The 19,887-nt window shown below is 42.9% G+C and carries 16 protein-coding genes and 1 rRNA gene; 11 read left to right on the top strand and 6 right to left on the bottom strand.

Annotated elements, in window-relative coordinates; all coding sequences use genetic code 11:
- Positions 1–68 precede the first annotated feature (68 nt).
- On the bottom strand, positions 69–1,019 hold the full coding sequence (locus L5M49_RS22090) for a GlxA family transcriptional regulator (protein WP_172591457.1): 951 nt from the start codon (positions 1,017–1,019) through the stop codon (positions 69–71).
- A 137-nt stretch (positions 1,020–1,156) separates the two neighbouring features.
- Between L5M49_RS22090 and L5M49_RS22085 the strand changes: the two genes are divergently transcribed.
- From L5M49_RS22085 to L5M49_RS22055, 7 genes are all read left to right on the top strand, one after another.
- The gene (locus L5M49_RS22085) at positions 1,157–2,050 is read left to right on the top strand and encodes an MBL fold metallo-hydrolase (protein ID WP_041412661.1); all 894 of its coding nucleotides are present in this window, start codon (positions 1,157–1,159) and stop codon (positions 2,048–2,050) included.
- 346 nt (positions 2,051–2,396) lie between these two features.
- On the top strand, positions 2,397–2,693 hold the full coding sequence (locus L5M49_RS22080) for a hypothetical protein (protein ID WP_172591456.1): 297 nt from the start codon (positions 2,397–2,399) through the stop codon (positions 2,691–2,693).
- 104 nt (positions 2,694–2,797) lie between these two features.
- Positions 2,798–3,628 carry a TnsA endonuclease C-terminal domain-containing protein gene (locus L5M49_RS22075; RefSeq protein WP_172591455.1) on the top strand — a complete coding sequence of 277 codons (831 nt, stop codon included), beginning with the start codon at positions 2,798–2,800 and terminating at the stop codon, positions 3,626–3,628.
- Positions 3,612–5,693, top strand: a complete 2,082-nt coding sequence (locus tag L5M49_RS22070; protein WP_172591454.1) for a Mu transposase C-terminal domain-containing protein — start codon at positions 3,612–3,614, stop codon at positions 5,691–5,693. The genes L5M49_RS22075 and L5M49_RS22070 overlap by 17 nt, the downstream gene beginning before the upstream one ends.
- Positions 5,693–7,351: an AAA family ATPase gene (locus L5M49_RS22065; protein ID WP_172591453.1), complete on the top strand. Its 1,659-nt coding sequence runs from the start codon at positions 5,693–5,695 to the stop codon at positions 7,349–7,351. The genes L5M49_RS22070 and L5M49_RS22065 overlap by 1 nt, the downstream gene beginning before the upstream one ends.
- A 1-nt stretch (position 7,352) precedes the next feature.
- Positions 7,353–8,861, top strand: a complete 1,509-nt coding sequence (locus tag L5M49_RS22060; protein ID WP_172591452.1) for a TnsD family Tn7-like transposition protein — start codon at positions 7,353–7,355, stop codon at positions 8,859–8,861.
- On the top strand, positions 8,858–10,453 hold the full coding sequence (locus tag L5M49_RS22055) for a Tn7-like element transposition protein TnsE (RefSeq protein ID WP_172591451.1): 1,596 nt from the start codon (positions 8,858–8,860) through the stop codon (positions 10,451–10,453). The genes L5M49_RS22060 and L5M49_RS22055 overlap by 4 nt, the downstream gene beginning before the upstream one ends.
- On the opposite strand, the gene L5M49_RS22050 is transcribed toward L5M49_RS22055, so the two are convergent.
- On the bottom strand, positions 10,450–10,713 hold the full coding sequence (locus L5M49_RS22050; protein ID WP_263266839.1) for a helix-turn-helix domain-containing protein: 264 nt from the start codon (positions 10,711–10,713) through the stop codon (positions 10,450–10,452). The two genes, L5M49_RS22055 and L5M49_RS22050, sit on opposite strands and share 4 nt — an antisense overlap.
- Positions 10,714–10,880: 167 nt before the next feature.
- Between L5M49_RS22050 and L5M49_RS22045 the strand changes: the two genes are divergently transcribed.
- The gene (locus L5M49_RS22045) at positions 10,881–11,855 is read left to right on the top strand and encodes an AAA family ATPase (protein WP_172591449.1); all 975 of its coding nucleotides are present in this window, start codon (positions 10,881–10,883) and stop codon (positions 11,853–11,855) included.
- A 29-nt stretch (positions 11,856–11,884) separates the two neighbouring features.
- Complete coding sequence (locus tag L5M49_RS22040) at positions 11,885–14,491, top strand: S8 family peptidase (RefSeq protein WP_172591448.1); 2,607 nt, start codon at positions 11,885–11,887, stop codon at positions 14,489–14,491.
- A 50-nt stretch (positions 14,492–14,541) separates the two neighbouring features.
- Here the strand turns inward: L5M49_RS22040 and L5M49_RS22035 are convergent, their stop codons facing one another.
- The 4 genes from L5M49_RS22035 to L5M49_RS22020 form a co-directional block, all read right to left on the bottom strand.
- Complete coding sequence (locus L5M49_RS22035; RefSeq protein ID WP_263266838.1) at positions 14,542–15,432, bottom strand: IS982 family transposase; 891 nt, start codon at positions 15,430–15,432, stop codon at positions 14,542–14,544.
- 343 nt (positions 15,433–15,775) lie between these two features.
- A complete protein-coding gene (locus L5M49_RS22030) occupies positions 15,776–15,979 on the bottom strand; it encodes a DUF2061 domain-containing protein (RefSeq protein WP_105250772.1) in 204 nt (67 codons plus the stop codon).
- A 183-nt stretch (positions 15,980–16,162) separates the two neighbouring features.
- On the bottom strand, positions 16,163–17,068 hold the full coding sequence (locus tag L5M49_RS22025) for a 1,4-dihydroxy-2-naphthoyl-CoA synthase (protein WP_113941423.1): 906 nt from the start codon (positions 17,066–17,068) through the stop codon (positions 16,163–16,165).
- A gap of 124 nt (positions 17,069–17,192) precedes the next feature.
- Positions 17,193–17,543, bottom strand: coding sequence for a hypothetical protein (locus L5M49_RS22020; protein ID WP_113941424.1), 351 nt, complete (start codon positions 17,541–17,543; stop codon positions 17,193–17,195).
- A gap of 91 nt (positions 17,544–17,634) precedes the next feature.
- On the opposite strand from L5M49_RS22020, the gene ccoG reads away from it, so the two are divergent.
- Complete coding sequence (gene ccoG, locus L5M49_RS22015; RefSeq protein WP_105250769.1) at positions 17,635–19,062, top strand: cytochrome c oxidase accessory protein CcoG; 1,428 nt, start codon at positions 17,635–17,637, stop codon at positions 19,060–19,062.
- 587 nt (positions 19,063–19,649) lie between these two features.
- Positions 19,650–19,887 (top strand): 16S ribosomal RNA (locus tag L5M49_RS22010); the annotation flags it as partial.

Below are 19,887 nucleotides of genomic sequence, written 5' to 3'. Positions count from 1 at the left end.
CTTATGTTAACGGATGCCAGCGGGGGAAAAGCTATTTCATTTAGTGCTTGTTAATTTTCTGAACACCATTAACTTCCTGCGAACGTTTTACGCCAAGCACTTGGGCTAACGTGAAAACGTTGATTAAAATGTTGCCTAAATGACGTTGCAGTCTGAAAACCAACCATTTCAGACACTTGTTCTACAGAAAGTCTTGTACTTTCAAGAAGCTCAAGGCTACGTTGCAGACGAGTACTTACAAGCCATTTTCCAAATGACATACCGGTAGCGTTGTTGAAATGCCGAGTAAAGGTACGGCGACTCATAAATAATTGATCTGCTAAATCAGCGATGGAATATTGTTTGTCGAGGTTTTCACGTAAATAATCCAGTAACCTATTGACCTCTGCATCTTGAGTTGATTTTGGGATAGGTTGTGCAATAAATTGTGCCTGACCGCCTTCTCTGTGCGGAGGTACAACTAAGATACGTGCAACTTTATTCGCTGTTTTTGTCCCATAAAAAGACCTCACAATATACAAGCAACAGTCTAAAGCGGCAGCAGTACCTGCTGAAGTGACTACACGGTCACTTTCAACATAAAGTGCATTCGTATTTAGCTTTATATTTGGAAAACGAACAGTAAAATCGTCCTCTGCCATCCAATGAGTCGCAGCTTCTTTTTCATCTAATAGCCCTGAGTAGGCTAATGCGTAAGCACCATAGCAAAGCCCCACGACCATAGCTCCTCTTGCATGAGCTCTAACCAATGCTTCAGAAATATTAGAAGTAGGCGCACTGTCTAGGTCATGCCACCCTGGAATGACGACTATATCTGCCAACTCAACGAGTTCTAATCCACCATCAGGCTGAACTGTCATCCGATTGTCAGTGTGTTGTGGCTTACCATCAATTGACACTATCTTTAAGTTAAAAATGGATTTGCCATCTGGCCGCATCGAAAAAACGGCTTGAGGCACAGCGATATGAAACACGCTGAAATGAGGGTAGAGAATCAAAGCGACAGTTGGTACTTGCATGTGCAAAGCGCTCCCAAGTGAATAGTCATATCATTATTTGGCCCAATTGTTTCGATATTTGTCACTTGGGTCAATATTACCTCTCGTAAATACTGAGGATAATGTCTCATATTTATCAACTGCCAAAGAGATACATTATGAAAAACAAAGCTATCACCATTCTACTTACCTTAGGGCTTGCAACCATCATAAATAGCACCAATGCATTAGCTGAATCGGCTCCAACGCTGCATTCAGAACCACAGCAGATTCACTTTCAGCATATCCGAAATGCAACATCTAAACTCACTTATGGTGACACAACATTCTTAATCGACCCTATGCTGGCAAAGAAAGATACCTATCCTGGTTTTGCCGGTACTTACCGTAGTGAAATACGTATACCAATGATCGATTTACCCATGTCAGCTAAAGCTGTAATTGACAATGTAGACGCCGTTATTGTCACTCACACACATCTTGATCATTGGGATGATGCAGCACAAAGTGTAATTCCTAAAACGATGCCTTTATTTGTTCAAAATGAAGAAGATGCAAATACTATTCGCGCTCAAGGCTTTAAAGATGTGCGCGTGTTAGGAATTAAAACTCAGTTCAATGGCATTAGTTTAACCAAAACGGGTGGGCAGCATGGCACGGATGAAATGTATGCAATCCCAGCGTTAGCTAAAGCACTAGGAGAGGCTATGGGCGTCATATTAGAGGCTGACAACTACAACACTGTTTATTTTGTCGGTGATACTATTTGGCGCGATGAAGTGGAGGATGCGTTACATAAATTTAAGCCTGAATTCGTTGTGCTTAACACTGGTGATGCTCGAATGGAAAATCTTAAAGGCTCAATTATCATGGGGAAAGAAGATACGGTAAGGGCTATTAAACATGCTCCTCAAGCGAACATTATTGCTGTGCATATGGATACGGTTAATCACGCAGCATTGACTCGTAAAGAGCTCAGGGAGTTCGTGGAAGAAAAAGGCATAGAAAAACAAGTATTAATTCCTGAAGATGGTGAATCGTTGAAATTGTAATGTAGTCCACCTTATCGTTTCCCTGCAATGACATAAGAATGTAGTGGTCAAATTTAGTTGGCCACTACAAATGCTGAGGGTAAATTTTTCGGAAGGCTGGACGCTGAAATTCCAGCAGATGTGTTTGATAAAATTGCGATAGCATGGTGCAGAAAGAGAAAGAGAAAGAGAAAGAGAAAGAGAAAGAGAAAGAGAAAGTTGCAAGGTGCTTTAGGTGGTCCAGTTGGTTTGGAGCCTGGGAGTCCAGGCCGTCATTGGGCCTGATTTATATATTATATAAGCAAGAGTGAATTTATGAACTATTTTGAAGAGGACCCCTTCTAGGTAACGTAAACCTGGAGGGTGTATGAAAAAGCTAAAATCACATTACATACAGACTATAAATGAGGAACATTCAAAATATTTATGGTGGCGATATCCCACTATTCGTAGCGGTTTACATAAATATTTTAGTACTAAACAAGAGAAAAGTTTTTACTTTATGCATTTGATTGAATGCAAGGGGTATCCAGTTAAACTTCGTGCTGCTCGTGGGAAACTGCTAGCAGATTCTTGGGATGATTACCCTTCACATGTCTTTGATGTAGCAAAAAGTTGGAAGCATAACTCAAAAAGAAAGCACCAATATTACCGTTTAGGTTGATAGTACTATAAGGTCATCAGCCCTAAAAAAGAGAGGTAATAAAGTTGCATACTAAAACCATCGTCATTATGCTCGATTAACGAGCTAATATCGGTGGTTTTTTTATGGCTTCACGATTAAAGGGCTGCTCAGAGCAGCAATTTGCCAAATGGATAAAGGAAGGTCGAGGTAGTGGCCTGCATGCAGACTACAAACCTTGGTTAACTGTTAGGGATTTTCCATCTTTAGGGCGTGTTCATCGTGTATTTGGCCACAAATCACAAAGAACCCATCACCTGTTTTCCGATCTCGAGCTTTCAGTATTCCTTATGCTGGAGTGGCACTGCGAAGTCACCCAGATCCGCGAGCAATTTCCGCTTGAGCGCGATATCACCCGCCAACTGGCGAGCGACGCTGGGATCAAACATCCAAATATCGCGGGTATTGATCAGTACATGTCGTCGGATTTTTTGGTCGATTCTACCGATGAAGAAGAGTCAAGGTTTGTATTGCAGGCAAAGCATTCCTCGGCTTTGAGTGATGTGAGAACTGTCGAAAAAGTTGAACTCGAGCGTCTCTATTGGCAGGAGAAAACCTTGCCTTGGTATCTGATAACAGAACAAAACGTGCCTGATGTGGTGACTAGAAACATCAAATGGCTCTATTCGGCACAAAGGGAAGAAACTGAGGACGTAGAGTTGGCACTGCAGCAGATCGAATTCTATGCTCATCATTTCAAAAAGAATCCTAATAAGACGGTACTCGCCTTGTGCAAGGAATTGGATGCGGCTTACGATCTGCCGCTCGGCGAATCGCTTTACGAAGTAAGGTGCTTGCTGGCCAAGCGCTATTTCTCCTTCGATATCTTCATTCCGACCACCAAACTCAAGGCGTGTGATTTGAACGCTGGAGAGCTAGGTTTTATCAGGGAGGCATACCTTGTTTCGAATCAATGAGGTTCTTAAGTTTGGTGAGCGCAGATATCGAGTTCTGCAGCAACTCGGCGAGTATTTGGTATGGATAGATATCGATGACGCATCTGCTTTTCCTGAATTAATATTGACGAGCGAACTGATAAGGGCAATTGATCAGGAAAATCTTGAACGTATAAATGATCCGTATAAAGAACTTTCCTTCGAAACACCTATTGAAGGTGGTGTTGCTAGAACCAAGCGCGATACAAACTACGCATTAATTAAACCATTGCTTGCTCTACCAGACTTTTATAGGCCTCAAAGCCGCGGGGCGGTTATCAAAGGCATCCTTGCTGAGCATGGTTCAACTAAACAGACGCTATATCGGCTGGCACGTCGTTACTGGCAGCGTGGGCAGACGCCGAACGCTCTATTACCTGATTATAAAAATTCCGGTGGCAAGGGCAAACGCCGGGTGGCCAAGGATAAAAAGCTTGGGCGTCCGCGTAAATATGAGCCAGGAACCGGGGCTAAAATTGATGAATTTATTGAACGTCTTTTTCGTATCGCAATTGACCGTTATCTCTTGAAAGATAAGGGCCATTCGTTCCCTTATGCTCATCGTCGTTTCGAGACTCTGTATTTAAATTATTTTCCTGATACGCCTCAAGAAGAATTGCCCAGTAACTGGCAGATGATGCACTTCTACAAGCGCGAGTATTCTCAACCTGAAAAGCTAAGAAAGCGTGTGTCGAACGTTGAATATAATAAAGATATCAGGCCCCTTCATAGTACTGCCAATACTCAAGTGCTTGGACCAGGATCTCGTTACGAGATAGATGCCACCATAGCTGATCTTTATCTTGTATCAGATAGTGAGAGGGCAAACATCGTCGGCCGTCCCGTTGTTTATATGGTTATTGATGTGTTCAGCCGAATGATTGTTGGTTTCTATATTGGTTTTGAAAATGCCTCCTATGCTGCAGCTATGCAGGCTTTGTTTATGGCTGCTACCGATAAAACGTCATACTGCAAAGCGTTGGGTTTTGATATTGCATCGGAGGATTGGCCTAGTGTAGGCCTACCGGATGCCATTCTAGCTGATAGGGGTGAGCTACTAGGTCATCAGATTGAGAATTTAGAGAGCAATTTTGCAGTCAGAATAGAAAATACGCCGCCCTACCGAGGTGATGCAAAAGGTATTGTTGAACGTAATTTCAAAACTATTCAGGCTTCCTTTGGTCCGTTTGTACCAGGTTATGTCTCGGGTACTATGGTAAAAAAACGAGGTGGAAACGACTATCGGCTAGACGCGAAGCTAACGGTAAAAGAGTTTTCTCAGATCATTATCTCATCAGTGCTTTATCATAATCAGTACGCAATACTTGAAAAGTATGACAGAGATTCAGATATGCCGACTGATCTGTCTACAACCCCTATTCACTTGTGGAACTGGGGTTTACAGCATCGAACCGGACGCTTGCACCAAGCTGATGAAGATGCGCTTCGTATCGCCCTTTTTCCAAGAAAAACGGCCACTTTATCTGAGTTGGGAGTTTGCCTATTCGGTATTTACTATACGTCTTCTGAATTGCTGCAGTTGGGTTGGACGCATAGAGGGAAGGATGTGAAGCGTCCAGCCAATATGGAAGCTGCTTACGATCCACTTGTTGCCGATAGAATTTACCTTTTTCCTGAAAAGGGTAATAACAAGTATTGGGTATGCAACTTGGCTGACCGATCAAGAGAGTTTCAAGGCGCTTCGTTTTGGGATGTATGGCAACTTCGTGATGAGCAGAAAATGACGACTGGGCAAGCTCGTGTGCAGTCTAAGGCAAAGAAACGGCAACATGAGCAATTTGTCATCGATAAGATAGCTCAAGCGGAGAAGACTGCACCTGATACTTCGGGGATCTCCAATGCGGAGCGGATACGTGCTATCAACGAGAATAAGCGGGAAGAAAAGGCCAGGGAGAGAGCTGAGAAGGCGCACAATCCCGTTACAAAGGATAATAGAAAGCCAGGTAAGGTGATCCACCTTGTAAACCCTGAGCCGGACTTGGATTATCCCGATTATATCGATGAACTGTTTGGGGAGGATGACTGATGTCATTACCAGATAACTTTGTCGAGGCCGTTTACATCGATCCTGGTCTCGAACGCTATCGGGGCAATCCGCTGATAGAGGCTCTGCCGCCGATAATGGATTTACAAGACCTTAAGGTCAAGCTAACAGGTAAGGTGGAGTTCAACCCTAAGGACTGTTATGTAAAGGGACATATACGTGCTCACGAGATTAGTGCTCTACTCGATGATTTTTTTCAGCCACTGTCAATTCACAAGCAGTTAGAAGAGAAAATATCGGTCATGATCCGCGGTGGTTATGTGGGGCGTAATATAGCGGACGGTTCCCTGAATCAGAAGATGCAGGAAGGCTACCAAAGGATTATGTCAGGAGCTACGAACGATTTTCGTTTTACACAATCGAACTCGACGGCAAAGAGCATGTCATTGATTGGCTGTTCTGGTAGCGGAAAGAGTTCGACTATTAATCGTATTCTCGCGACTTATCCGCAAGTCATTTATCACAAAAAATATAACTTCATTCAGATGCCCTATCTGAGAATCGAATGCCCGTCAGATGGCTCGTTGAAGAGTTTATGCCTAAATTTTTTCCGCGAAGTTGATCGTACCCTCCATACTGGGTATGAGGAAAAGTATGCACGCAAACGCCATAGTACAGAAGTCCTGCTTTCTCTTATGGGACAGGTGGCAACACAGCGGGCAATAGGTGTTTTGGTCATAGATGAAATTCAACGATTAACGTTGAAGCGTTCGATAAGCAAAGAAGCGATGCTGGAGTTTTTTGTTGCGCTTGTAAACGTGGTTGGGGTGCCAGTTGTGATGGTGGGTACGCCTAAAGCTAGGCCTATATTTGAAATGGAACTTCAGGCTGGTCGACGCAGTGCTGGGTTCGGTTCGCTGTTTTGGGAGCCTATGCAACAAGGTTTAGTTAAAACAGATCCGACTACAGGAAAATCGAGAAGAACCGAATGGCAGGCATTTACTGACAAGCTTTGGCAATACCAGTGGTTGAGTAATCGTGATGAGGTGTTGAGTGACGAAATTCGCGATTGTTGGTTTGATTTGTCACAGGGTGTCATTGATATAGTCGTGAAAATATTTGTGCTTGCACAGATGCGAGCCATTTCTACAGGGTTGGAGCGGATCACCACTAAATTGTTGCGGACCGTATATGAGCAAGAGTTAAAGCCAGTACATCCCATGTTGGACGCTTTACGTAGAGATGATCCTCAGCTTATCGTTAAATATTCAGATTTACAGTTACCTGGGATTGATAAGCGCCTTATTGAGCTAAGGAGATTAATTGAAGAGCGGCAGGGCGAAAAAGAAAATGAAGCGGCCTTTGCCGGTGATGAGAAAGCTATGCGGCTGTATACCATGTTACAGGCTATGGGATGCGACTCTGCATTGTTGCAGCCACTGATTATTAATGCTTTCAAGCAGCATCCCAATTTGTCTCTTCCTGAGCTAAGCAGAATTATTCTGGACTGGTATTCGAAGCCTTCCGAACCTCCTAAAAAGGTCAAAACTCAGACTATTAAGCCCTCGGATTGGCATACACTGCCTTCCGAAGATTTGAGGTTCAAATTCTCTCAGGCTGGCAAAGGGCGGCTTTACGAAGAGTTGAAATACGGTAAAGAATTGTTCGACGTGCCTAAGTGGCTGAAGAAAGTAGGCTGATATGTTGGGCTTTCCTTTGCCTTATCGCGATGAACTGCTATACAGCACTATTGCGAGGCATGGGAGCCACTGTGGCATAGCTTCGCCGAAGGAGCTGTTATTTGAAGTATTCAGTGATACTAAGATCATTGCTTCGTCAGATTTGCCATCGCACCTACAACATATCGCAGCACTCTATCCTAAAGAACTTGAGATTACACCGCTCGATTTGCTCTATCGAAATACTCTTTTTCCTTTGTATGCACCTTTCGTAGGCGAAATAAAACGGATAGCTCTAGTTAAGGAGCTTACGGCAAACAGTAAAAGTTCTGTTCATCTCTCGGTCGGGGTGGCGGCTTCGCGTATAAGACAGCCTAAATACCTAAGATATTGTCCAGCTTGTATGCTCGAGCAGTTAAGCAAACATGGAGAATGCTATTGGCGGCGCGATTGGCAAGTTGCTGGTTCCGAAATTTGCCTTGTTCATGGCAAGCTCATAGATTCACAAATATTTCGCCACGATGTGCATAGGCATGAGTTTTTAGCCGCTGATTTGACTATCTGCCCTCAGGTTGAACAGCTTCAAGGTGAATGGCAATACAACTTGCTTGCTGAAAGTATTAATGACTTATTGAACCTAGGTGTTGTGCTTGCACCAGAGTTCTCACAATGGAGTCTTTGGTACGCCAATCTAGCAGCTAACCATTTATGCACTCGTGGCTCTTTTATACGTCATGACCTTATCCGTGACAAAGTCCTCAGTTTTTGGGGCACAAACTGGCTTTCCCGATATGGGCTAATGCCAAATGATGACGAAGCTAATTGGCTTAAAAGTATATTTCGTAAACACCGTAAGGCTTTTAGCTACTTAGAGCATTTAGTTGTACTTCATGCCTTCTTAGAACCTAGATGGAAGCTGGCAAGTGTCATCGATACTGTTATGCGGCTCAAGCCAGATAAGAAAAAATCGAGCAAGATACTGAGTGGAACAGATAAACATTTACTGAATGAATGTCGCAATCGATGGCGAAAAGCCATAGAAATACAAGGAACCAAGCAAGCACGCCTCAATGGTTTTGATGATCTTTACGCTTGGCTTTATCGTCGTGACAGAGATTGGTTACTCAAAACAAATCAGGTTAATCAAATGCCGCAACCAAAACATAAAGCAAAAGTTGACTGGCAGAGACGAGATCGAGATACAGTTAAAAAGCTGATACGCATTCGTGAATTGAGCGAGTTACTGCAGGATATGCCCAGACGTTCAATAAACTGGTATCTAAACCAGCTTGAGCATAAGGCTAGTATTGAAAAACACTTGAAACTACTTCCGTTGTGCAGATTGTTTTTTGATCGTTATTGTGAAAATATCTTTGAATATCAAATAAGAAGAATAACCGGAACAGTTATATCTCTTATGTTGGATGACGAGCCGCTCAAACGCTGGCAAGTTTTGAGAAAATCAGGACTTAGCGAAGAACGCCTCACCGAACAAGCAAGTCTATTTCTAAAGGAAATTATTGGGATTTGAACGGTACAACGCATCTTAAGGGATTTAAAGACGATACTTGGATCAATGGTATCGGTGATCTATTCCGTAAAAAGGATAGTAAACAATGGGGAATTAACCTCAGTATTTATCCAAGTAAAGATAACGGCCCTGATGCAATTATCCTTTCTAATGCACCTATCCTTATACGTAAGCACATCATTAATCCGACCAAAGACTATTATCGTAAAGATTTTGAAAAGACGATTAAAATCTCTACAACCAGTAATTGGCAAGTTGATAAGCTCGAAAATTGTCCTGCTCTTGAAAGACGATTACCCAAGGAATTAGGTCAATACTGTTTTGTGTTTCAACTGACTGACGGAACTAGGGTGTACCTACCTCAGTTTGAGTTGGCGCGAGCATTATTCTTCCATAATGCCTATTTAGCCCGTTCTTCGGTAGTTCACGATCTATTGAGTAATGAGTTTTCCCTTGAGCAAGATGGTGATAAGACCATCATCAATGTACTGGAAACTTTTTCTGGAAACTGGGAGTTATTCAATGATTATGGTTATCGTCGATTAATCGCTTGGTTGCTGATGGACAAAGATGCTAGGCCTTCATATGAGAGTATCGGCAATTACCAATTGAACGATGGATACGATGTGGGGCAATACCGGCGTTGGGCCTTTAGGTTTAACCCTCCTGCGCTAAAAGGAGCTAAGTTGAAACTGAAGGGGCATTTTGATCTCAAGACTAATACCCTGTTTGTCTATGAAATATCCAGCATTTTAAATATACCTACCGATCTACCGGAATATATCGAATTTTTCAGCCCCAAATTTTATTCCCAAGTAAACGGACAGGGCCGAGCAGCCAGAACAGGAGCTGATCGCCCACCTAATCATGATATCGACGAAACCGCAGAGGGAAGTCGTGATAATAAGCCGGTCATGATAAGTGAAAATACTACGGAGTTTGAGTTTGACCGAGCAGTGCAAACATCTAAGGTCAGTAAGAAAAGAAAGTCTGTGGGCCGCGGTAAAAAAGACGCGGAGGAACCAAGTGAAGCTTCTAGCGATGTCAGTACTGAAGAGCAGGGGCCAAACGGTGATCTACCGAGTGCTGAATGGGATAATTTGAAAGAGCAAACGGACGATGCTCATCTGTATTTAGACAAATTTACTAGCTACTTTGCGATGTTGGATCTTCTGGAGAAAAAGCATGGCTGTGAGGTCGTAAAATATCCACTTAGAAAACTGCCTGCCATTGGTAAATGCAAAAGGCATATTCTGGAAACGGACGGTAACCCTAGATGCTTGTCGGTCACTCATATCACTGTAGAAACAACTGGTTATTACCTATTGGAGGTTGATACATCTGATTCCAGTAAGGCGTTGTCGACAAAAGTAATCCGTGCCAGCGCAATTGGTGACATAGAGTCACACCTATATGAGATAGAAAAGCAATTGCTAAAGGCTTCCTTGTCTTGGCCTAAGGAGCATTTAGACAAGCTTGTAGGGGCGGGAAACCACTCATGGATACCGCACCAGAAGTCAAATAAAGCGGGAGCGTTGACCCCAGAGGACATTGAAAAATGGGCAAGTCGAATATACGTATCAATTGTTTAACGTGCTGATTTGTAGGCTTTTATCATTTCAACTAAAGCATTGCGTATATGTTTATGCTTATCTCCGTCTAATCTTGATACCTCATTAATCAGATCCAACAAGCTTTCATCTCCTTGTTCACTAGAATTGATTATATTCATGCAGTGAATATATATTTCTGTGGATGGTTTGCTATCACCTGATATGTATTTTGATACTTGAGCCTGACTCTTGCCTATTTTTTTCGCAAAACCAGCCTGTTTCAAGCCTGATTTTTTCATGGCAAGCTTTATGACTTCAGGTTCACTTAGTAAAAACATGTGTTTATAGGGTTTGTGGAAATTATGGAAATTATTCTTTAAATGAATTAAAATGTCTAGTTGATATATATGTATTTTCTTCATATTCTTACTGATAGACTACAGGACGTAGTAACTTGGGGTGTATCATGGCTAGAGCTGATTTGGTTTTAAATTTGGTTGAAACGGGAATAAAGGGTGACCTTCCTCGTTTTAAAAAAACAGCAGAAGCAATTGCGGCTGAAGCCAAGGCTCGTCATCATTATCATTTAGCGGATAGGCTAAGAAATATTCTTACAAGCACCGCGACAGTTGAGACTAGAAAATTTACTCATAATGCAGACCTTCAAAATGCATTCTATGAAATTCACGCCCAAAAAACTCTATCAGATCTAACGCTTCCCGATCATGTGATCTCTGTATTCCAAGAGGTAGTTGAAGAGCATGCTCGCAGAGATCTACTTCGTTCCTATAATCTAGAGCCTCGTCATAAGTTATTGTTGTCAGGTCCTCCTGGCAATGGCAAAACAACCTTGGCAGAAGCCTTAGCCAATCATTTGTCAGTCCCTTTCTTTACTGTTAAGTATGAGGGCATTATTAATCGTTTCCTTGGTGAAACAGCACAGCAAATCGATAAGCTATTTGAGCATATAAAAACCCAACGTTGTGTGCTTTTCTTTGATGAGTTTGATGCGATCGGTAAGGAACGCGAAGATGCAAATGACAATGGCGAAATGAAACGTGTGGTTAATTCACTTCTGAAACAAATTGATATGCTGCCAAGCCATGTTGTTGTCGTGGGTGCAACCAACCATGAGTCAATGCTTGATAGAGCTATCTGGAGACGCTTTCAGGTTCAAGTTAATATACCTAGCCCAACTCAACGGATGGCGACAAAGTGGTTTGAAGAGTTTGAAAAACGAATTGGCCATAGTTTAGGGTTGGCTCCAAGCACATTGGCGCGCAAATTATCAGGACTGAGCTTTGCTGAGTTGGAAGAGTTTGCATTAGATGTTCAAAGAAAGTACGTGCTCGGGCTTCCGGACAGTGAAAACAATCTAAAAGAAATTACTTCTCATTGCCTATCCTTTTGGGTCAACCGTTATAAGACTGAAAACAAATAATAACTTATTAGTAGTAAAGGACGTTGCATATGGATATGAAGCCGATTCTTACCTTTAACAAACCCAAAACGGATGGAATAAGAGGGAAATTGCAAGGGAGGGGCGGTGCTCCAATAACTCCGGGAGTGGGTGCACAAGCTGCGCGCATTATTCCAAAAGTAGAACGTTTAGAGAAGCACTTCGCAGAACATATTCAACTTTCTTATTCACCTGAAGGTATGCAGCCTGAAAGAGTTCTCGTTCTTGAGGTCGCTGGCGATGTACAGAACTTGGCTGATGCTTTAGCTAAAGTTCAAGGTTTTGAGCTTTTAGCTCAACACATAGTCGACAGAGACTTTAAGGATGATAATTTTTACATTGAGAAGAATGGTAAAATTAAGTCAGTTGTCAAAAATGCTTACTTGGCGATGAGTAATCAAGCTGGGTTACATAAACTCCTTGCTATGTGGAAGCGTTATGTTGCAACAGGCCAAATTGACGCAGGGTTTACACCATTAAGAGATGCATTCTTACAACTCGCAGATATAAGATTTTGGGATACCAAGGATAGGCTGGAAAGCACCTATATTCTTGAAGATTGGCAACATAAATTACAGGATGCAGAGCTAGGATTTGATGAGTCTATTCCTTTTGAAATAGAACTTTGGTATCGACCAACTGGATTTTTAAGAGGGCAAGCTGAAGGACATATTCGAAGTGTCGTCTTAGGGTGTGGTGGAAGTATTTCGAAAAGCTTTGTCCATGATGGGATAGGTTATCATGGTTTACTCGGTTTATTACCTCTAAGTAAAGTGAGGGATGTTGTCGAATCGAGTGGCGCCGCACTGGAATTAATGAGATGTGATGAGGTTATGTTTTTTAGGCCTTTAGGTCAATGTATTACTCCAAAGATTATCACTGCAGAAGAGCAACTCATTACTGATTCAGAACGTTTTGAAGGCCCATCACCGGGATATCAACAACCAGTAGTGGCCCTTCTGGATGGCCTACCTCTATCAAATCATAACGCTTTGAAAGGCATGCTGATAATTGATGATGCTGATGATTTAGAACAGTTTTATCAATCTCCTTCAGAGCAGGTTCATGGTACAGCAATGGCTTCTATAATCATTCATGGTGATTTAAATAATCGCCAAGAAAGACCATTAGAGCTCCCGTTGTATGTACGGCCTATACTTGCGCCTGAGCATACTCAAATGGATGGAACCAGACTTGAGCAAATTCCATCTGCATACTTGCCTATTGATTTAGTACATAGAGCTGTCATTCGTATGAAAGAAGGAGAAGGGGGCCTTCCACCTACTGCACCAAATGTCGTCATAATAAATCTTTCCGTTGGCGATCCATATAGGTTATTTGATACTCAGATGAGCCCTTGGGCGAGAATGCTGGATTGGCTTTCTATTCGATATGGCGTTTTGTTTGTTGTTAGTGCGGGTAATATGACTCAGCGCATATGCTTGGACGGTATCAAAGAACATGATTTTAAATCTTTAACGCCTGAAGAATTGGAAGAGAGGACGCTCAAAGCAATTGCAAAGCAAAAGCATGAGCGGAGGATGATGTCGCCTGCCGAAGCTATAAATGCAATAACAGTGAAATCCTCCCACCAAGATCGATTTGAAGGAGCTATACCAGTTAATCAGGTTGATGTGTTTACTACGCCTGGCTTATTTAGTCCAATAAGCCCTGTCACATTAGGTAAGAAGAATTCGGTAAAGCCAGAACTGTTAATGCCAGGTGGGCGTCAGACATATATTAACAAAACGATGCTAGTGAATGAGGATGTAGTCCTTGACGTTGCCAGGAGTGTTCGTTTTGGACCAGGAGTAAAAACAGCCCTACCTGCATCTTCACCAGGTGCGTTAAATACATATGGATTTACAACTGGCACAAGCAATGCTGCGGCACTCGCTACACGACGCCTTGCATTTCTCTATGAAACACTTATCAGCATTAAAGAGTTTGGGGATCAGCAAGCGTTATCATATGCTTCAGACGCCTTGATTCTCAAGGCTCTGCTCGCGCATGGTGCGGAGCACATGGAGCAAGCGACAGAAGTCATAGAGCAATTGTTAAAGACCAAAGAGAATAATCGTACATTTAAGTCTGAATTAAATCAGTACTTAGGCTTTGGAGTGGTAAATGAGAGCCGGATACATGCATGCCAAAACAATCAAGCGACATTGATTTACACTGGAGTAATAAGAGATGGTGCGGCACATGAGTACCGTTTACCTTTACCTCCATGTTTAGCCGCTGAAACAGTAAATAGACGCTTAATTGTAACAGTTGCTTGGTTTTCACCCGTTAATCATGGCCATCAAGATTACAGAGGTGCTCAATTATGGGCTACGCCAGCCCATAAAGTTATAAATGCGGATAATGGAGACTATTATCATCATCACTTGAAAAATGGAACGATATTCCATGAAGTCAGAAAGGGTGACAAGGCTGCCAGCTTTACCGAGGGGGATTTCCTCGCGATTCAAGTTCATTGCAACGGACGTGCTGGGTATGAAGGAATAGATGTACCTTATGCATTGGTTGTAACTCTTGACACTCCGGGAAGCGACCTTCCAATTTACGAAGAAGTTAAGCTAGGACTGAATATTGAAGTGGAGCAGACAGTTTGATGATAGTTATTTGCTCTCTGCTTTGTCTTTGTAGTTAACCTGAGATCGGTTTAACAAGCCATAACTGCAATAGCATTAAACTCCGCGTTAGTGAGGTTCAGTTGTGGCTTATTGTCTTTCAATTGATAGGCGATAAGTCCCGCAATCATATTGAGCATAAAACCATGCACACTGCGGTGTCTGGAGTGCTCTATCTGTGAGATATTTTTTAACTGGTCGTTGATGGTTTCTATGATGAAACGTCTCGACAGCATCGCTCTATCCCACAACGACATCGCCTTCGCTTTCATATTCTTACGCACGTTCGTCACCAACTTCACGCCTTTCTCTAGCAATTCACTGGACAGCGCTTTACTGATATACCCTTTATCTGCATAGAGTTTATCCATGTCACTGTGCACCATCTCATTCACAGGCTTTGTGTCGTGTACATTTGCAGGGGTCACTTTGGCCGCCACGATTCCGCCTTGATGATTCACAATTAAATGCAGCTTAAAACCATAGAACCACCCCATGGTGCCTTTTCCTCTGCGCGCCAGACCCGCCAAGGTTTTGTGGCGATGAATGCGTAGGTTATGACACACTTTGATACTGGTTGAATCAACAAATTCAATACCTGTTGGGTCACTCTTAAGGCTGGCAAAGTAACTGCAAAGCGGCACTAAAGCCGTGGGCATCACCTCAAGAAAGCGGGTATAGCTGAGTAAATTAGGAAAAGCAGATTTGTAGAAATGAGCCAGATAGCCGGTGTAGAAGTTCTTGAAATCACGGTGATGGGACATCTGAAAAAGTATGATGATGGTCATCACTTCGCTCATCGTCATACGGCCAGCGCGTTGACGCTTGCGTGTGCCATCGGTTAACAGCGTTTTTTCCCATTCAGGAATGAAAACAGCACAAAAATCATCGACATCGCAAAACACTTCCACTAATTTATGCATAGGCCCTCCGGTGTGATGGGGTTTCTCTTGGTCGAAAGATCCGATCACTTGGAGGGCTATTAGTTCAAATTTTCTTATCCCGAGTTCAGGTTAGTTAGATTTATATCGGTATGACACTTTATTACTTAATGAAGGCTTCGAAATGGAGCTTATTTCAGATTTAGTATGATACTTTATTTTTTCAGTATCGATTTTCACGGCTAAAAATTAGTGTCTGCAGAATGGGTTAGTATGAAACTTTATTCCTCTCCCACAACCGCCTTTATTGGCGGTTTTTTCATTTAGATTCACGACAAAATGACGATTAACTTACAGCAATAGCAAATGCTGGTGGCTTAGCTTTCTATGCTGGAATGGCATCTAGCTCGTGCTGCTTTTTTGCCTCAATGCGTTTCCACACTTTGTCATGGAAGTAAAACACTACAGTGTTAATCGCGGGTTCTACTAAGGCTACTGCGCCACCTACGACTACGCTGCCAGTTAATAAATAGGTTACGGTAAAAGCGACGCTAAAATGTAGTACAGCAAAAGTGAGTGTCTTAGTCATGATCTTGTCCTCTAAATAGGCTCCCAGCGGGAATATTTAGATGATAACAATTCTCATTAAAATTAAAAGCCGTGTTTTCAGATTAGTTTAAACGGTTTTATCTATTTATCCGTTGTAAAAAACATAAAGCCCTCACGATGGAGGGCTTTGAGCATTTAAACGTAAATTAATACGATTCTAAAATTAGTAGTGCCAAGGGAAGGCTGAAAAATCTTGATCGCGTTTTTCGAGGAAGGCATCGCGTCCTTCCTGTGCTTCGGCGCTCGCATAGGCTAAACGCGTCGCTTCACCGGCAAATAATTGCTGACCGACCATACCATCATCTGTCATGTTGAAGCCGTATTTAAGCATACGCATAGCCGTAGGTGATTTAGAGTTAATCTCTTTCGCCCACATTAATGCTTCGGTTTCTAGCTCTGCATGGGGAACGGATTTATTAACCATACCCATGTCGAAGGCTTCATCAGCGCTGTAGTTAAATCCGCAGAAGAAGATTTCGCGGGCACGTTTTTGACCTATCATCTTGGCGAGATAAGCACTGCCGTAACCTGAGTCGAAGCTCGCAACATCGGGATCGGTTTGTTTAAATATTGCGTGTTCTTTCGAGGCTAAGGTTAAGTCGCACACTACGTGTAAACTATGGCCGCCACCCACCGCCCAACCTGGCACAACGGCGATGACCACTTTAGGCATAAAGCGGATAAGGCGTTGCACTTCTAATATATGTAAGCGGCCCATTCTGGCTTGATCGGCTTTACCTTCTTCGGCGCCTTCATATTTATAGCCATCTTTGCCGCGAATACGTTGATCGCCACCTGAACAGAACGCCCAGCCACCATCTTTTGCCGAAGGACCGTTACCCGTAAGCAGTACGCAACCTACATCAGACCATTGGCGTGCATGGTCGAGTGCGATAAATAATTCATCAACGGTTTTAGGTCGGAAGGCGTTACGGCACTCTGGGCGATTAATGGCAATGCGTACTGTACCGTGCGCTTTGGCTCTGTGGTAAGTAATATCGTCGAAATGAAATCCACTGACTTCATCCCATAGGGTGGGATCAAAAATGTCTGATACTTGTTGGGTCATGATTCATAGGCCTTTATGCTGTAATGCCTCAAAGGCTAGGCGGAATCATATATAAGGTCAATCACCTAAGTCTAAACCTTAGCGCTATATAGCAAAATCCCGTTTGCCTATGAGTCTGTAATGATTAGAGGTGATCACATAGATAAAGCTGATTATCTTTGCTAAACACTGGATGTTGAGGTGCCATAGTACCGCAATAGTTAGCCTTAAAGTCGGCAATAGACTCGGGTGTCATTGGAATTTGATTGAAGGCTTCGAGTTCTAATGTGGATAAACGTTCTATGATGTCGGTTCTTACCTTAGCCAGTTTATGGTCGATTTTAATAATTTTCGTTCCTGTCATAGAGTCAACTTTATTCTCTATTTCTTTGATCATCGCCTCAGTCTTTGCAATAGGAACATCTAATTTATCTGTTTCTGTGTATAAGTAATATAAAGCACCCGCGAGTAGCGCCAATATGATCCAACCTTTCATCTTTTAGTCCAACATAAGTGAATAACCATTAAGAATATGGGTATAATAAGCTAGTTTTCGTCCAATATTAAAGCAGTAAAAGGCTGTAACGATGAACTCAGAATCTAACAACAAGGACTATTCGAAAACCAATCGAATTAAGATTCACCAGCCAGATGCGAGTAAAGCCGATCGCTTTAATCCTCGTAATCGGATTTATGTCCGAGCCATAGACGGTTTGTGGAGTAGCGTACGTCGCCGCATGGGCTGGATCGCCATGTTATTTTTCCTGCTTTTACCTTGGATCCCTTGGGGCGACCGTCAAGCCGTATGGTTTAACTTGGGCGAACAAAAGTTTCACGTCTTCGGTTTAACGATTTGGCCGCAGGATCTCACCTTGCTTGCAGCGTTGTTTATGATCGCTGCCTTCGCTCTGTTTTTTGTGACTACCTATCTTGGCCGTGTTTGGTGTGGATACACTTGCCCTCAAACAGTATGGACCTTTATGTTCATCTGGTTCGAGGAAAAACTTGAAGGCGCACGCAATAAACGCATTAAGTTAGATCAAATGCCATGGAGCTTTGACAAACTTTGGCGTAAAACGGCAAAACATACGGCCTGGCTATTGCTCTCACTGATGACGGCGATGACCTTTGTGTCCTATTTTGTGCCAAGTCGTGAAGTCTATGTCGATGTATTTACGCTTAATGCTTCTGGCGGTATCTACTTCTGGGTCGTGTTCTTTACACTTGCCACATACGGCAATGCGGGTTGGATGCGTGAAATAATGTGTATCCACATGTGCCCTTATGCTCGTTTCCAAGCAGCCATGTTCGATAAGAATACTTTTATCGTGGGTTACGATACTAAACGTGGTGAGACCCGTGGTCCGCGCTCACGCAAAGATGACCCTAAAGAGCTAGGGCTTGGCGACTGTATCGACTGTGACTTGTGTGTGCAGGTATGTCCTACGGGAATCGACATTCGTAATGGTCTGCAATATGAGTGTATTAACTGCGGCGCTTGTATCGATGCCTGCGATCAAACCATGGATCGTATGGGTTATGAGAAAGGGCTTATCAGTTATACCACCGAGAACAAGTTAGAAGGAATTAAGCAAAAAGTGCTGCGACCTAAACTTGTCGGTTATGGCGTGGTACTGATAGCGATGATATTAGTCTTTATATACTCCAGTGCGACCATAGCGCCTGTGCGTATGGACATTATTCGTGACCGCAATCAGCTCTATAGAGAGAACAATCAAGGTTTGATTGAAAACACCTTCACCTTGAAGATTCTTAATAAGACAGAGCAATCCCACGAATACACTATGAGTGTCGAAGGATTAGACAACTATAAATGGTACGGTCCAACTTCGGTCACTATTGCGGGTGGTGAAGTGTTAACTCTCCCTATTAGTGTCGGTATCGATCCGGTTGAGCTGTCTCGTTCAGTTACTAATATCGAGATAAAAGTGAAAACTCATATCGACGGTGAAGAAGTCGAAGTTGAGCAAGAATCTCGCTTCTTTAGTCCATAGATAACAGTATTTATGATGATCTAGCTGAGCGTGACTCATATAGATTGCCAGACTTAATCGAGATAAAGGGGCTTTTTAGCCCCTTTTTTATACGTATCGTTTGATAAGTAAACGTCTAAACCATTAATCGTTATTTTCCTACAAAAAGCCCTTGCACAAAATCTCCTGCTCCCTATAATGCGCATCCACTGACACGGCAGACGGCGTTAAGCAGCCTGACGAGTTAGGTTGAATTGAGTCGCTTTTAAGCACTTAATTCAAGCGCAGCAAGAAGTTGAAAAATACTCCTTGACGCGAAACGGGAAATGCGTAAAATGCACGACCCTGAGCTGATGAAGCATCAGCACGACCCGCCGGCAACGGTATGTGGTCAACGCTCTTTAACAAGATAAAACAAGAAATCTGTGTGGACACTCACAGGTGTTGAGTTAATCGAAACTGCTTAGCCTTCGGGTTGGCAGTCAAAAATTTAAATCAATGTAACAATGAGTGTTCATAGTAATATGTACAGTTTGTTTCTTTAGTTAGAAACAAAAAATCAGAATTCATTGAGCCGCTGATTCCTTCAGGATGAAGCAACAAAACTTTAATTGAAGAGTTTGATCATGGCTCAGATTGAACGCTGGCGGCAGGCCTAACACATGCAAGTCGAGCGGCAGCACAAGGGAGTTTACTTCTGAGGTGGCGAGCGGCGGACGGGTGAGTAATGCCTAGGGATCTGCCCAGTCGAGGGGGATAACAGTTGGAAACGACTGCTAATACCGCATACGCCCTACGGGGGAAAGGAGGGGACCTTCGGGCCTTCCGCGATTGGATGAACCTAGG

It is taken from the genome of Shewanella sp. SM74, from assembly GCF_025653725.1.
In the GTDB taxonomy this organism is placed as follows: Bacteria; Pseudomonadota; Gammaproteobacteria; order Enterobacterales; family Shewanellaceae; genus Shewanella; species Shewanella oncorhynchi.
The sequence above is the reverse complement of the archived record's forward strand: the minus strand, read 5'-3'. Positions and strand labels throughout refer to the sequence as shown.